7 protein-coding genes and 1 CRISPR repeat array are annotated in these 15,597 nt (G+C 62.2%); all 7 genes read left to right on the plus strand.

The features are described from left to right. The first annotated feature begins 282 nt into the window (after positions 1 to 282). The 7 genes from OP498_RS17525 to cas2 all read left to right on the plus strand — a co-directional run bounded on the left by OP498_RS17525 (position 283) and on the right by cas2 (position 10,442). Positions 283 to 1,239, plus strand: coding sequence for a YafY family protein (locus tag OP498_RS17525; protein WP_348533497.1), 957 nt, complete (start codon positions 283 to 285; stop codon positions 1,237 to 1,239). A gap of 77 nt (positions 1,240 to 1,316) precedes the next feature. Continuing rightward, on the plus strand, positions 1,317 to 3,725 hold the full coding sequence (gene cas3, locus OP498_RS17530) for a CRISPR-associated helicase Cas3' (RefSeq protein WP_280554637.1): 2,409 nt from the start codon (positions 1,317 to 1,319) through the stop codon (positions 3,723 to 3,725). Continuing rightward, positions 3,722 to 5,917, plus strand: coding sequence for a type I-U CRISPR-associated protein Csx17 (csx17, locus tag OP498_RS17535; RefSeq protein WP_280554638.1), 2,196 nt, complete (start codon positions 3,722 to 3,724; stop codon positions 5,915 to 5,917). The genes cas3 and csx17 overlap by 4 nt, the downstream gene beginning before the upstream one ends. A 12-nt stretch (positions 5,918 to 5,929) precedes the next feature. Next, positions 5,930 to 6,889 carry a type I-U CRISPR-associated RAMP protein Csb1/Cas7u gene (gene cas7u, locus OP498_RS17540; RefSeq protein ID WP_280554640.1) on the plus strand — a complete coding sequence of 320 codons (960 nt, stop codon included), beginning with the start codon at positions 5,930 to 5,932 and terminating at the stop codon, positions 6,887 to 6,889. A 2-nt stretch (positions 6,890 to 6,891) separates the two neighbouring features. Then, positions 6,892 to 8,406 (plus strand): type I-U CRISPR-associated protein Csb2, encoded by a 1,515-nt coding sequence (csb2, locus tag OP498_RS17545; RefSeq protein ID WP_280554641.1) that lies wholly within the window; start codon positions 6,892 to 6,894, stop codon positions 8,404 to 8,406. Between the two features lie 24 nt (positions 8,407 to 8,430). After that, positions 8,431 to 10,146, plus strand: a complete 1,716-nt coding sequence (gene cas1 / locus OP498_RS17550) for a CRISPR-associated endonuclease Cas1 (RefSeq protein ID WP_280554642.1) — start codon at positions 8,431 to 8,433, stop codon at positions 10,144 to 10,146. Between the two features lie 2 nt (positions 10,147 to 10,148). After that, complete coding sequence (gene cas2 / locus OP498_RS17555) at positions 10,149 to 10,442, plus strand: CRISPR-associated endonuclease Cas2 (protein WP_280554643.1); 294 nt, start codon at positions 10,149 to 10,151, stop codon at positions 10,440 to 10,442. Between the two features lie 214 nt (positions 10,443 to 10,656). Further along, positions 10,657 to 15,416: a CRISPR direct-repeat array (repeat unit 36 nt; unit sequence GTATTCCGAGGCTATTTGCCTCGGCCTCATTGAAGC). Positions 15,417 to 15,597 lie beyond the last annotated feature (181 nt).

The raw sequence follows: 15,597 nt of genomic DNA on the forward strand, positions 1-15,597 counted from the left end.
TCTCCACCCCGCCTCGCGGCGACGCAGTTACCTTCGGCTACGGGGCCATGGCTTACCCCGACTCGGACTTTCACCGAGTTGTGTGCACGCCTTCACGGGCGCACTGGGAGCGCAGCTTGCTGCGCGATGGGCGCCGTCAGGCGCCTGATGGAATTTCCGATAGTTGCAAGGTTGAGTCGGAGCACCTAACTACCGCTACCCATGCCGGATAAATCGACTGGTGGACCGATACCGATTACCAAAGTAAGCTGAGATTATCGAAGGCGTCGGCAAGGAGGCCGAGTGAATCAGCTTGAGCGAGTCGTCCGCATCCACCAATTGCTGACACAGTCGCGCCGGCCCGTGGCTATGCGGCGCTTGATGGAAGATTTGGCTGCCTCCCGCAACACAGTGACTCGCGATCTGGCTTACATGCGCGACTTCCTGGGCGCGCCGATCCAGTACAATCGCGATGCCAACGGCCACCACTATGACCCCGACACAGAGGCTTTCGAACTCCCCGGCTTCTGGTTGAACCAGTCGGAACTCTACTCCCTGCTCGCCATCGAGCACTTGCTGGAGTCCGTCCAGCCCGGTTTCCTCGGCCCCTATATCGGTCCACTCAAGGGGCGAGTCCGCAAACTCCTGGGACATAGTGGCCAGTCTGCCGAAGCCATGAGTCGCCGTATACGGGTCCTGGGCACCGGCCGGCGCAGCATGGAGACGGAGGGCTTCGGACGCATCGCCGAGGCCGTACTTACCGGCCGCCGACTGGCCTTCGAGTATCACGGCCGTGCCCGCGATACACACAGCCACCGACACGTCCATCCCCTGCGTCTGGTCAATCACCGCAGTAACTGGTATCTGCTGGCCGACTGCGAACAGGCGGGCGATCTCCGGCTGTTCTCCCTGGACCGGGTCACCCACCCGGAGCTGCTCGACGCCGCCAAGACTCGCCCGGACCGCGAAATCGACCGCATCCTGGAAGGCAGCTACGGCATCTTCACCGGCACCGCCCGCGGTTGGGCGGTGCTGCGCTTCACCCCCGAAGCCGCCCGCTGGGTTGCTGAGGAGCGCTGGCACCCCGACCAGATCGGCCACTGGGCCAGCGGCTACTACGAACTCCAGGTCCCCTACTCCGACCCCACCGAGTTGGTGATGGAGATCCTCCGCTACGGCCCAGAAGTGGAGGCCATGGCGCCGGCGGAGATCCGCGAGGCTGTGTCGCAGCAGTTGAAGGAGGCGGCCGGTAAATACTGATAATGCATCCACTGGTGCAGCCGATGGGGCAGCGGGGGTGGTATCACACTCAAGAACGCCAAGTGACAGGGTCAATCATGACGTCCTTTGAAAGCTTCTTCACAACAGCGACCGGTATACCGGCCCCTTATCCCTACCAGCAGCGGTTGGCGGAAGGAGGCTGGCCCGACGCCCTGGATGTGCCCACCGGCCTGGGCAAGACGGCGGCGGTGACCCTCGCCTGGTTGTACCGCCGTCGCCAGCTTGGTGAAGCGGACATGCCGCGGCGGCTGGTCTGGTGCTTGCCCATGCGGGTGCTGGTGGAGCAGACCGCGGATTGCATACGGCAATGGCTGGAACGGCTGGACCTGCTGGGCCGGCCGGGCGATGGCCGTGTCTCGGTGCAGTTGCTCATGGGGGGGGAGGACGACGTCCGCACCGCCGAGTGGGCTCAGCATCCGGAAGAAGATGCCATTCTGATCGGCACCCAGGACATGCTGCTCTCCCGGGCCCTGATGCGCGGCTATGGGATGAGCCGCTACCAGTGGCCGGTGCATTATGCCCTGCTGCACAACGATGCCCTCTGGGTGTACGACGAGGTACAGCTCATGGGCCCGGGACTGGCCACCACCGCGCAACTGGAGGCCTTCCGGCGTGCGAATGCCTTGGGCCGGCCCGCGCGCAGCCTCTGGGCGTCCGCCACCCTTCATCCAGACTGGCTGGCCACCGTGGATTTCCGCTACCACCTGGATGACCTGCATATTGCCAGGTTGGATGACGCCGATCTGGCTCAGGAATCGGTTCGTCGCCGACGAAGCGCCGTCAAGCATCTGCAGCAGGCCAAGACTTGCCTGGATAGCGACAGCCGGAAGGGCAAGGCAGCGGTCTACCTCCAGACGCTTGCCGAGGAGGTAATCGTCACCCACCTGGCCGGCGAACAGACGCTGGTTATACTGAACCGCGTGGATCGTGCCCAGGCGCTGTATCAGGCTTTGGGCAAGTTCGGAGTAGATACCGAGCGGCTACTGTTGCATGGTCGTTTCCGGCCGGCGGAACGGCGTTGGATCGAGCGGCAGTTGCGGCAACCCTGTGGTGAAACGGGGCGCATCGTCATCGCGACACAGGCGGTTGAAGCCGGTGTGGATATCTCCAGCCGTGTGTTGTTCACCGAGCTGGCTCCCTGGGCGTCACTGGTGCAGCGCTTCGGTCGCTGCAACCGGGCCGGCGAGCATGATCAGGCAGACATTCGCTGGATCGACATCACCGATGATGCCGATGAAGCCCTGCCTTACGACCCCGTGTCTTTGGCGGCGGCGCGCTCCTTGCTGCAGGAGCAGGGACAGGCGGGGCCGGCGCATCTACCGGCGGTTCAGGGTGGCCCCGGCCTGTACCAAGTGCTGCGACGGCGCGATTTCCTTGAACTGTTCAACACCGACCCGGACCTTTCCGGCTTTGACGTTGATATCTCGCCGTATATCCGGGATACGGGTACCCCCCAGTGCCAGGTGTTCTGGCGGGATGTCGTCCCGGACGCGCAACCCACCCCCGAACTTGCCACGCCTGCCCGAGACGAGCTCTGCCCGGTGGGGATCTCGCAGCTCAAGGACCACCTGGGCCAGAAGGTCACCATAGCCGCCTGGGTCTGGGACGGCCTTGCGGAGAGGTGGACGGCCATCCGGCGCGAGCAGGTGCGTCCGGGGCAAACCCTCATGCTCTGCGCAGCCCAGGGCGGCTACCAGGCAGACCAAGGATTCGTGCCCAGAGCAAAGGGGGGAGTCGACCCGGTGCCACCCGATGATGCGGCACCGGAGGGATACGGTGACGACAGACCCACGCAGATCGGGCGCTGGGTGGGATTAACCGAGCACCTGACAGACGTGGCCGAGGATGCATGCAGGATCGGTGAACGCCTGGGGCTCCCGGGCGAAGACACCCACGCGCTCACCGAAGCGGGCCGTTGGCACGATGTGGGCAAGGCTCATGAAGCCTTCCAGACGGCCCTCGGGGAAGGGCCGAGTGAGGGTGGTCCGTGGGCGAAGTCGGATGGTCGTGGTCGTCTGCACTACCGGGTAGCGGCCGAGGGTGGCCAGTCGCAGTCGAGGCCGTGTTTCCGCCATGAGCTCGCCTCCATGCTGGCCTGGCTGGTGCATGGTGAGAGTTCGCCGGATAAGGATCTGATTGCCTACCTGATTGCCGCCCATCACGGACGCGTGCGCCTGGGGCTGCGGGCTCTGCCGACGGAGAAGGTTCCGCGCGACGAGCGCCTGTTCGCTCGTGGCGTGTGGGACGGCGATGTTCTACCGCCCGTTCACCTGGGCGTGCAAACGGTGCAGGAAACCCTGTTGCGGCTGGATCTGATGCGCCTGGGCACAGGGCCGCTGGGACCGTCATGGGCCGAGCGCACCCGCCGCCTGCTGGCGGAAGAAGGACCCTTCCGGTTGAGCTGGCTGGAGGCGCTGGTGCGTATTGCCGACTGGAGAGCCAGCCGCCGGGAGGCAGAGTCATGACCGCAAGCCCGGAGGCCGTCGACATGCGACATACCGTTGTTCTGGAAGGGTGCAGCCCCACGCCGCTGGCCAACTATCTCAAGGCCCTGGGGGTACTCCGGCTGGTTGGCGAGCAGGTCGATCCGGAGGCCCGCGGGTATTGGGAAGCGGAACGCTTCGTCCTCGTCTCGGGCCTGGATGCAGCGGCGCTGTCCCGGTTCCTTCTCGATGACTGGCAGCCCACACCTGTCGTAGCACCCTGGAACGGCGGCAGCGGTTTCTACCCCAAGGATAACCAGTCCGGCATCGGCCCCATGAGCACGGCAGCGGCCGGGCGTTTCCGTCACCTGCGTGAGGCCATTGCGCAGGCACGCCAAGTGCTGGATGCGATGCAGCTCGGCGAGCGCCCGGCAGGAGAGCTCAAGCGGCAGCTGCTGATGCACTTGCGATCGGAGTTTCCCGATGTCGCCCTGATCTGGCTGGATGGTGCGGTGCTGCTCACCGACGAAGCCACCCGCTATCCGCCGCTGTTGGGTACCGGGGGTAACGATGGCCGGTTGGATTTTACCAACAATTTCTTGCAGCGCCTGGTCGAGCTGTTCGATCCGGATAGTGGTGAGGCAACCGATAAGGCCCGTTTACTTCTGGCCGAGAGCCTGTTCGCCGAGTCAACGTCCGACATGCCGTCCAGCGCCATTGGCCAGTTTTCACCCGGTGCGGCGGGTGGCCCCAACGCCAGCACCGGTTTCGAGGGCGGCGCCACCGTCAATCCGTGGGATTTCGTGCTCATGTTGGAAGGGGCGCTGCTGTTCGCAGCGACAGCCAGCCGGCGTCTGGAGTCCGCCGGTTCCGGGGCTTTGAGCTACCCCTTCACCGTGCATCCCACGGGCAGCGGAACAGGCAGCTCAGCGCTGGCGGACGAGAAGCCCGCCCGAGCGGAGATGTGGCTGCCGATCTGGACTTCAGCCGTTGGCCTGATGGAATTGCGCGGATTCCTTTCGGAAGGGCGGGCGTCGCTCGGGCGTCGCCCCGTCCGGGACGGGCTGGATTTTATGCGGGCGGTGGCACAACTCGGCCTGGAGCGGGGGATCAGCAGCTTCCAGCGCTACGCCTTCATGATGCGCTCCGGCAAGGCGTACCTGGCGACACCGCTCAACCGGGTGCGAGTCCAGCGCAACCCCAGCATGGACCTCATCGACCAGCTTGATGCCGCCGGATGGCTGGAGCGTTTTCGCCGACTGGGGCGCAGTGAGCATGCCTCTCACCAGCTGGCATCGCTGGTGCACCGGCTGGAGGACGCCCTGTTCGACCTGGCCGGCAACCGCGACGATGCCAGTACGCATATCCAGCGGATCCTGGTGTGCCTTGGCGAGATCCAGCGCTACCTGGCGCGCAGCCCATCCGCCCGTGAGAACTGCGGTCCGGTGCCGCTTTTGCGCGAGAACTGGGTCACCACGGCACTGGCGGGCGACGATAGCGCTGAGCTGCGCATCGCCATCGCCCTGGCCGGGCTACATGGACGGCGACAAAGCCGCACCGGCGCCACTCAGTATCTGCTCCCCCTGGCCGATCACCTGGCACCATCTCAGCAGGACGGTCGGCGCCGCTGGTGGGTGGAGGGTCAGAGCCACCGAGTGGTCTGGGGCAATACGGACCTGGAGCGGAATCTGCTTGCCGTGCTGCAGCGGCGTTTGTTGATAGCGGCGAAGGAAGAACTGGACGACAAGCCGCTGTTCGGCAATACCGCTGCTCCGCTGGATGCCGTGGCCGCCTGGCTGGGTGACGGTTTGAACAGCGGTCGCATCGCATCGCTGGTAGCGGGGCTCGCCCTGGCACGGATACCACGCGTGACCGATTGGGCCAAGGATACCCCCCGGCCGATTCCCGCGACTTTCACCGTGCTCAAGCCCTTTTTCTGCACCAACGCGCAACTCCTGCGTACCGGGCTGCTACCAGAGGGTAGTCAGCTTGGCATCCCCAGCGAGTTGGTGCGCCGCCTGGAAACCGGCCGGATCAGCGCCGCCATCGAACTCGCCCTTAGGCGGTTGCGAATAGCCGGCATTGCCACTGGGTTAAGGCATCTGGAGCCCGGCGGATTATCTGGCCGGCGATTGCTGGCGGCACTTCTGGTCCCGATAAGCGACACCGACCTGAAACGGCTGATGTGTCGCGTCCATCGGCCGGCGAATACCACTGAAAACAGCACCAGCTAAGGAGAAACCCCCATGTCCCTGGATTTTCATGCATTGAACAACAGCCCCCGGCTGCTACTTGAAGCCAGCCTTCAACCCGTCCAGGGCAGCCGCTTCCAGCCCACCGGGTTTCCGGATCTGGGCGCTGCCGAGTACCCCAGTCCCCACGGCGATGGCCGCATGCTGCTGGTAGAGTCCGCCCAGAGCATGGCCAATCGGCTGGAGTCGGTGTGCTGGGACGAGGTGGCCGACGACTGGCAACCGCCCTTGCGGGGCCTGCCGGTGGTCAAGGTGCTGGATGTTGGTGGTCGGCCGCTGACCAACTCCGTGCTGGAAGCGCACCGCCTGAACTCGCCCTATATCCTGGAGGGCAAGGACACAACTGTGCTGGACATGCTCAAGCAGGAGTTGGCCGACATGGAAGACGGGCGGGTGGACATCCGAAAACTGGCGGCCACGCTGCTGCGTGTCGATACCAACGCCGCGCTGCACGGCGTTTTCCTGGCCAAGAAGGAGCTCGCCGGAGGGCGACTGCGATTGCCGCGGGCGCTGTCGGCGTTCATAGAGGCCGAGGACGTCAAGGTGGCCGCCAGTGGCGGCGTCAAGAACGATGCGGTCAACCCCAGCGGCGACACCGCCAAGGGCTTCGGCAACGTCCCCTTTGCCCGGGACGAATACGTGGCGCCGCGGATCACCGCCTATTTCAATCTGGACCTGGCCCAGATTCGCGCGTTTGGGCTGAGTGATGCAGCGCAGCAGCTGCTGATCGCTCTGGCGCTCTACAAGATCCGCCGTTTCCTGGAGGCCGGGCTGCGACTGCGCACAGCCTGTGATCTGGATCTGGAGAGCCTAGCGGTGACCCGACCCGATGGGTTCCAGTTGCCTTCGTTGGAAGAGCTGGAGGCCGCACTGCCCAGCCTGATCGATGCCGTGGCCGCGGAGGGTGGTTTCAACGAACCGCGAGCCACAGAGATCACCTACGGGAAGAAATAGCCATGCTCGCCATTGCTTTCCGCTTCCCGGCCGGCCGCTATCACGCCACACCCTGGGGGCGACATGTCAACGAAGCCGAGGTGGAGTGGCCGCCATCACCCTGGCGGCTACTGAGGGCCCTGATTGCCACCTGGCACCGCAAGGCGGATTCCCTCGAGTACCCCGAAGACCTGCTGCGTGGATTGATCGACAGCCTATCTGCCTCGCTTCCGGTCTACCGGCTACCACCGGCTGTGCGTGCCCACACCCGCCACTACATGCCGATGCGCGAGGGGGGCCGGGACAAGAATACGATGATATTCGACGCTTTCGTACGGCTGCCGCCGGAGTCGGATGTGGTCGTTGCCTGGTTTGAACTGGATCTTCCTGATGACCAGACGGCCTTGCTGGACATTCTCCTCCGGGACATGGGATTCCTCGGGCGCGCCGAGAGCTGGGTAGAGGCGTGCCGCCAGCCTGACTGGTCCGGCGAGCCCAACTGCCGTCCCGCCGAGATCGCTGTGGACGCCGACACTGGTGAGATCACCGACCCCATCCGACTCATTGTTCCCTTGACGAACTCGGCGTATCGCGACTGGCGTAAGGCCCGCCTTGCCGAAATTCCGCCCAAGGCCAAGGGCAAGGCCGTGGCTAGGCTGCGCAAAACACTTCCAGAACATCTGCTGGATAGCCTGCGCCTGGATACCGCCGACATTCAGGCGGCGGGTTGGAGCCGCCCGCCAGGCGCGCGCTTCGTGACCTATCAGCGGCCTTACGACTGCTTCACGCCGACATCCACTCCCGGGAAACCAGCGGCGACGATGCGGCGCTCGGTCACCACCGTCAGCTTCGCCCTGTTGGGCAAGCCATTGCCCCGGTTGGAGGATGCCGTGCGCATCGGCGAGTTGATGCGCATGGCTACCATGTCCCGGGCCAAACGCTCCTTTGGTGAGGAGGCCGTGCCCAAGGAGCTGACGGGACACGATATGCCCGCCGGCAATCGCCATGGGCATGCCTTCTACCTTCCCGAGGACGTGGATGGTGACGGCCATATCGACCACTTACTTGTACACGCGCCGGCCGGTCTCTCCCGCCAGGCTCTCCACGCTCTAGATGCGGTAACACGTGTGTGGAGCCGGGATGGTGCTGAGTGGCAGGTGGTGCTGGAGGGGTATGGTGTACCGGCGGAGCTTCATCAATCTCGCTACAACGGAGCGGGAACCGACTGGGTTTCCGTCACCCCCTATCTTCACCCCTGGCATCGCAAGAAGCACCTGGATGTACAGGCGCAGATCCGACGCGAGTGCCGGGAACGTGGCCTGCCGGAGCCCATCGAAATCACTCTGATTCCCGATGTTCAGGTGGGCAATAGCCGCCGGCGATCGGTGCATTTTCACCGCTTTCGCAGCCGGCGTGGGCTTACCCAGCCCGATACCCGCGGCCAGTTTTGCCGACTGACGTTTCCCGAGCCTGTGACGGGGCCGCTGGCGCTGGGATTTGGCTGTCACTTCGGGCTGGGCGTCTTTACTCCGGATTGAACAGATCCCATTGGAGGTATCGTCGTGGATACTCCCACCTTTCAGCAGCAGGAATTGCCACTGCCGTTCCCGGAACTCTCGGGCGACCAGCCCCTGCTGCCGGCTCGTATGATCAACGAGTACGTCTACTGTCCGCGGCTGGCCTATCTGGAGTGGGTGCAGGGCGAATGGGACGACTCGGCGGATACCGTCCAGGGTCGGCATGTACATCGCCGCGTCGATCGCCAGTCGGGCAAGTTGCCGGAGTCTCCCGATGAGGACGAGCGCATCCACGCCCGCTCCATCACCTTGTCATCCAACCGCTTGGGTTTGATCGCGCGCATGGATCTGGTGGAAGGGGAAGGCAGCGAGGTGGTGCCCGTGGACTACAAGCGCGGCAAGCGGCCTCACGTACCCAAGGGCGCCTATGATCCGGAACGCGTACAGCTTTGCGTGCAGGGGCTGCTGCTGCGTGAGCATGGCTACCAGTGTGATGAGGGGGTGCTCTACTTTGCCGGTTCGCGGGAGCGAGTGCGTGTTGCCTTCGATGAAGAGCTGGAAGGCCTCACGCTCTCCGCCATCAATGGATTGCGCATGGTGGCGGCAGCCGGGCGTATTCCGCCGCCTCTGGAGGATAGTCCCAAGTGCCCCCGCTGCTCGCTGGTTGGCATCTGCCTGCCGGACGAGGTGAACTTCCTGCGTCAGGGCAACACCACACTGCGACCCATCGCCGTCGTTCGGGAAGAGTCCGTGCCGTTGTACGTCCAGGCCAACAAGGCCAGCGTGCGCAAGAAGGGCGATAACCTGGAAGTCGCCGTGGAGGACCAGGTTGTGGCACGACCGCGATTGATGGATGTCTCCCAGGCCGTGCTCATGGGCAATGTCTACATGACGACGCCGACCTTGCACGAGCTCCTGCGCCGGGGCATCACGGTGAGTTGGCATTCCTACGGCGGCTGGTTTCTCGGCCACAGCCAGGGTACCGGCCACGGCAATGTGGAGCTGCGCCTGGCCCAGTACCGGGGCCACGACGATGAACAAGTCTGTCTGCGCCTCGCACGTGGACTGGTGAAGGCCAAGATCCAGAATTCCCGCACCCTGATGCGCCGAAATTGGCGAGAGGGCAGCGCGCCTGCCGGTCTGCTGGCCGATCTGCGCCGCCTGGCGGAGCAGAGTGGTCGCGCCTCCAGCCAGCAAACCCTGTTGGGCATCGAAGGAGCAGGCGCCTCTGCGTACTTTGGCCACTTCAATCGCCTGATTCGTGAGTCGGACTCGGACAGTGACACCTTGCGGTTCGAATTCGCAGGCCGTAACCGACGCCCGCCCACCGACCCGGTCAATGCCCTGCTGTCTTACGCCTACAGTCTGCTGGTACGCACCTGGTCAGTCACCCTGTCATCCGTTGGTTTCGACCCCTACCTGGGGTTCTACCACCAGCCACGCTATGGGCGCCCGGCACTGGCGCTGGACCTGATGGAGCCGTTTCGCCCTCTTCTCGCGGATTCCGCCGTGCTGATGGCCATCAACAATGGTGAGGTGCGTCCCAGCGATTTCGTCTCTACAGGCAATGCTGTCAACCTTTCGCCAGACGGACGCAAGCGCTTCATCGCCACCTTCGAACGCCGGTTGGCTCAGGAAGTCACCCATCCGCTATTCGGGTATCGCCTCAGCTATCGACGCATACTCGAGCTTCAGGCCCGGTTGCTGGCCCGATTCCTTCTCGGCGAACTGCCGGAATACCCCAACTTCACTACCCGATAGCCATGAACGAACATATCTACATCGTCACCTACGATATCTCCGACCAACGCCGCTGGCGGAAAATCTTTCGGTTGATGAAAGGCTACGGAGAGTGGCTCCAACTATCGGTGTTCCAGTGTCGCCTGTCTTCCCGAAGACATGCGGAACTGGTCGCAACTCTGGACGAAATGATCCATCATGAACAGGACCATGTGGTCATTATGGACGTAGGACTCGCCGAGAATATCAAGCCCCGCATCACCAGCCTGGGGAAGGCGGACTATGAACCGGTCACCCGTGAACCCACGATCGTATGAAGCGATATTTTTTTTGCCTGCGGGAAGCGAGTGCTGCAGTGGTGGCCGTTTCCCCGGGGAGCGCTCGTATTCGAAAAGCTCTTTAAAAATGAAGGAGTTGAAAGCCATCGTGTACCTGTGGTGGAATGATCTTGGCCGTATTCATATGCTGGACGGGATACCCCTCGCAAACAAGGGGATTCTCCCTTGCCAGACATGGACTTCCGGGCGGGCTGTATTCCGAGGCTATTTGCCTCGGCCTCATTGAAGCTTTTCAACCTATCGGGTAATGTGTATTTGATCGCCTGTATTCCGAGGCTATTTGCCTCGGCCTCATTGAAGCTCCAGACCCTAGGAGGATTGCCGAGATACGCCGAAAGTATTCCGAGGCTATTTGCCTCGGCCTCATTGAAGCTGTCTCCTGTTGATCACCCTATACCTTCATAATACAGGTATTCCGAGGCTATTTGCCTCGGCCTCATTGAAGCGCCGAGACCGCCACGCTCGGCGAGTACGACGCCCAGGTGGTATTCCGAGGCTATTTGCCTCGGCCTCATTGAAGCACCACCCACACGTAGCCGGGCGAGCAGCCCACCCGCGTATTCCGAGGCTATTTGCCTCGGCCTCATTGAAGCAGGGCGAAACCCTCGCCACCATCGAACGCGCCCGCCGGTATTCCGAGGCTATTTGCCTCGGCCTCATTGAAGCATGGCGGTGTGATACTCCAGGAACAGGGCATCATCGCGTATTCCGAGGCTATTTGCCTCGGCCTCATTGAAGCCGATCCGACAGCAGCACCCGCCCGAAACGCCCATGCTGGTATTCCGAGGCTATTTGCCTCGGCCTCATTGAAGCCTGGCGAGGGTCGGCGCGAGGAAGAAACGCGCATCAAGTATTCCGAGGCTATTTGCCTCGGCCTCATTGAAGCTCATCCCGTTATATGGCACCGTCGAACTCAGTTGGCAAGTATTCCGAGGCTATTTGCCTCGGCCTCATTGAAGCACCCCTGGGCCCTGCGGGGCCCTTTTTTGATCCAAGGGTATTCCGAGGCTATTTGCCTCGGCCTCATTGAAGCGCCCAGCACGCCGCGCATGCCCTTGTGGCCTACCGCGTATTCCGAGGCTATTTGCCTCGGCCTCATTGAAGCTGCGCCGATAACGAATACGGCGCCGAGGTCTACTGTGGGTATTCCGAGGCTATTTGCCTCGGCCTCATTGAAGCTCCACCTCCTCGCCCAGCAGCATGCCGTCCTCGTCCAGTATTCCGAGGCTATTTGCCTCGGCCTCATTGAAGCGACGCCTGGGCCAAATATCCCGCTACGAGATGCCAAGTATTCCGAGGCTATTTGCCTCGGCCTCATTGAAGCATATTCCCGGTTTTTCTTTGGTGCCGGCAGCAGGAGGTATTCCGAGGCTATTTGCCTCGGCCTCATTGAAGCCCGCCGGCCTGCAGGCCACGCACCAGCGCGACCAGGAGTATTCCGAGGCTATTTGCCTCGGCCTCATTGAAGCATTCATGCTTGGCCAGCCTCACCGCCCAGCCACTCGAGTATTCCGAGGCTATTTGCCTCGGCCTCATTGAAGCGCGATGGGTGTGGGTGGGGCTCGTCACTGACCTCTCCCGTATTCCGAGGCTATTTGCCTCGGCCTCATTGAAGCTGCTCGAAGACCCAGACCGTGAGCTTGGCACCGTAGAGGTATTCCGAGGCTATTTGCCTCGGCCTCATTGAAGCCCGAGCAGCGAGGTAGAGGGTGACACGCTCACCCTCGTATTCCGAGGCTATTTGCCTCGGCCTCATTGAAGCCCAGGCCGTCATCTGGTGCCAGCCCGCGCCGAGAGCGGTATTCCGAGGCTATTTGCCTCGGCCTCATTGAAGCTACCGGGACAAGACCGCCGGGCGCTACGGCGCCGAGGGTATTCCGAGGCTATTTGCCTCGGCCTCATTGAAGCGGCGTGGCGCGACTGTGCGCCCGCACGATAGCCGGGCCGTATTCCGAGGCTATTTGCCTCGGCCTCATTGAAGCATCTGGCCCCGATACTCCTCGGCGGTCATGTCGCCGTATTCCGAGGCTATTTGCCTCGGCCTCATTGAAGCCCTTGAACACGGATTATGCCGATGACATGACCATGGTGTATTCCGAGGCTATTTGCCTCGGCCTCATTGAAGCCCTACATTTCTGGTTCCCTGCTACGCTCCTTCCGAAGTATTCCGAGGCTATTTGCCTCGGCCTCATTGAAGCCTAACAGCTAATGTTAATCAGCATAAGGTTATTGAGGTATTCCGAGGCTATTTGCCTCGGCCTCATTGAAGCTACTTGCGCAGGTTGGCGATCGGCGTGCCGTTGGTGTATTCCGAGGCTATTTGCCTCGGCCTCATTGAAGCCTGCCACGCCTGCGTGCCATGCCGTGCTCCTGGTGGTGTATTCCGAGGCTATTTGCCTCGGCCTCATTGAAGCCCTGCAGCCAGCGGATCTCGCCGGCGGCTTCGTGGTCGTATTCCGAGGCTATTTGCCTCGGCCTCATTGAAGCTTCTGGCTGCCGGAGGAGGGTCTCGCCAAGAAGGGCGTATTCCGAGGCTATTTGCCTCGGCCTCATTGAAGCAACGTGATCAAGGTCTGCGCCGGCACCTCGCTGAGCGTATTCCGAGGCTATTTGCCTCGGCCTCATTGAAGCATCAGGCGGCCATGGCTTGTGGCTGGCGCTACCTCGGTATTCCGAGGCTATTTGCCTCGGCCTCATTGAAGCACACCGCTGCCGTGAACGTCATTGCGCCAGAGGATTGTATTCCGAGGCTATTTGCCTCGGCCTCATTGAAGCTTGATGCTCCCAGTATCGCCCGCTAGTGCTCGGGGTGTATTCCGAGGCTATTTGCCTCGGCCTCATTGAAGCGCCTTGAAGGCGCCGACCAGCACGCCCCCGACCCACGTATTCCGAGGCTATTTGCCTCGGCCTCATTGAAGCCGCAGACTGAGCACCACGCCGACGCTGCCCAGCTGAGGTATTCCGAGGCTATTTGCCTCGGCCTCATTGAAGCCACCGCGCCGCCCACGTCCATCAGGCGGCCACCGGAGTATTCCGAGGCTATTTGCCTCGGCCTCATTGAAGCGCCAGCCGCCGGGCAGGGCGCCCGGTGCGCAGCCTGGTATTCCGAGGCTATTTGCCTCGGCCTCATTGAAGCGCACCCTCCCGATTCTCTTCCATTGCCAGACGTTGTTGTATTCCGAGGCTATTTGCCTCGGCCTCATTGAAGCCCGTTATAGACGAACACCGGCTCGATCTCGCCGTCCGGGTATTCCGAGGCTATTTGCCTCGGCCTCATTGAAGCCCACTAAACGCGTGGCTCATTCCCGCCAACGGCTCAAGTATTCCGAGGCTATTTGCCTCGGCCTCATTGAAGCCACCGCGCCGCCCACGTCCATCAGGCGGCCACCGGAGTATTCCGAGGCTATTTGCCTCGGCCTCATTGAAGCGCCAGCCGCCGGGCAGGGCGCCCGGTGCGCAGCCTGGTATTCCGAGGCTATTTGCCTCGGCCTCATTGAAGCCTCGACTTCTCGACAGCGGACCTCATCATCCCTCCACGTATTCCGAGGCTATTTGCCTCGGCCTCATTGAAGCCTGACCGACGTGCCCTACGCCCTGGAGCTGCTCGAGGTATTCCGAGGCTATTTGCCTCGGCCTCATTGAAGCATGCCGGGTACCAGTCGCTGGATCGCCGAGCTCTATCGTATTCCGAGGCTATTTGCCTCGGCCTCATTGAAGCACTGATGCCATCGACGACCTGCGCGCGGTGGTCACCGTATTCCGAGGCTATTTGCCTCGGCCTCATTGAAGCTTGGGGTCGAAGTCCTTGGCGGCGGCACGCTCGCGCACGTATTCCGAGGCTATTTGCCTCGGCCTCATTGAAGCACCAGTCAGATGAATACCCGTGTGCCGGTGCCGGCGGGTATTCCGAGGCTATTTGCCTCGGCCTCATTGAAGCTTGAGCTTGTCGCTGAGCTGCAGGGGCTCCTTGTTGAAGTATTCCGAGGCTATTTGCCTCGGCCTCATTGAAGCATCGCCCAGCAGCTGCGTGGCTACGCGCTGGTGCCGAGTATTCCGAGGCTATTTGCCTCGGCCTCATTGAAGCTCCAGCAGCTGGCTCTGGCCGGTGGTCTGACAGGCGTATTCCGAGGCTATTTGCCTCGGCCTCATTGAAGCTCGGCCCTCGAGGTCGAGGATCTCATCCTCCAGCTGGTATTCCGAGGCTATTTGCCTCGGCCTCATTGAAGCTCGTGTGCCGGCGCCCAGCGCGAGATAATCGATTGCAGTATTCCGAGGCTATTTGCCTCGGCCTCATTGAAGCTCAGCCGGCCGCAGGTGTTCAGGGCTTGCGCCTTAGTGTATTCCGAGGCTATTTGCCTCGGCCTCATTGAAGCCCCATAGTCCCATTCTGCGCCCTTGCCTTCGAGCCGGTATTCCGAGGCTATTTGCCTCGGCCTCATTGAAGCTAGTCCTTGCGGCTGAGCTTGCGGCCGCTCTCGTGCAGTATTCCGAGGCTATTTGCCTCGGCCTCATTGAAGCTTGTGATAGGCCCGCGGCTGGATGATGGCCAGTTCGAGTATTCCGAGGCTATTTGCCTCGGCCTCATTGAAGCACGGGTCAGGGCTGCGAGCATATCAACCTGCTGGATGGTATTCCGAGGCTATTTGCCTCGGCCTCATTGAAGCGCCTTGATGAGCTCCTGGTACTTGGCCGCATCCCTCGTATTCCGAGGCTATTTGCCTCGGCCTCATTGAAGCTAGTCCAATTGCATGGCCAATTGCAGGGCCCACGCTTGTATTCCGAGGCTATTTGCCTCGGCCTCATTGAAGCCTCGTGTCGCTCGTTTGCGCCTGTCCCTGTTTGCTGTATTCCGAGGCTATTTGCCTCGGCCTCATTGAAGCTCTTGTTCCACCAAAGAGGCGATCGGTCTGAAAAGAGGTATTCCGAGGCTATTTGTATGCGACGTTAACTACTTTGAGTGCGCCAGGCGAAGCCTGGTCATCCGGGAAACCGATGGAGGTGGAAAGGATGAAGTGAAACCCAGTGGGTGCAAGTCCCATCCGGCCAAGGCTAGCCACCAGCCGGTAGCGAGTGTTGCGTGGTGTCGGGTAACCGCCACTGCGAAGCGTACACAGCGAGTGGATAGGCCGTGTGA

Origin of the sequence: Halomonas sp. 25-S5 (assembly GCF_029889845.1) — a bacterium.
Lineage (GTDB): Bacteria > Pseudomonadota > Gammaproteobacteria > Pseudomonadales > Halomonadaceae > Halomonas.

What these genes read in the sequence shown, in the direction of transcription:
- cas3 (WP_280554637.1), top strand. Translation starts at nt 1,317, where the DNA reads ATGACGTCCTTTGAAAGCTTCTTCACAACAGCGACCGGTATACCGGCC.
- csx17 (WP_280554638.1), top strand. Translation starts at nt 3,722, where the DNA reads ATGACCGCAAGCCCGGAGGCCGTCGACATGCGACATACCGTTGTTCTG.
- cas7u (WP_280554640.1), top strand. Translation starts at nt 5,930, where the DNA reads ATGTCCCTGGATTTTCATGCATTGAACAACAGCCCCCGGCTGCTACTT.
- csb2 (WP_280554641.1), top strand. Translation starts at nt 6,892, where the DNA reads ATGCTCGCCATTGCTTTCCGCTTCCCGGCCGGCCGCTATCACGCCACA.
- cas2 (WP_280554643.1), top strand. Translation starts at nt 10,149, where the DNA reads ATGAACGAACATATCTACATCGTCACCTACGATATCTCCGACCAACGC.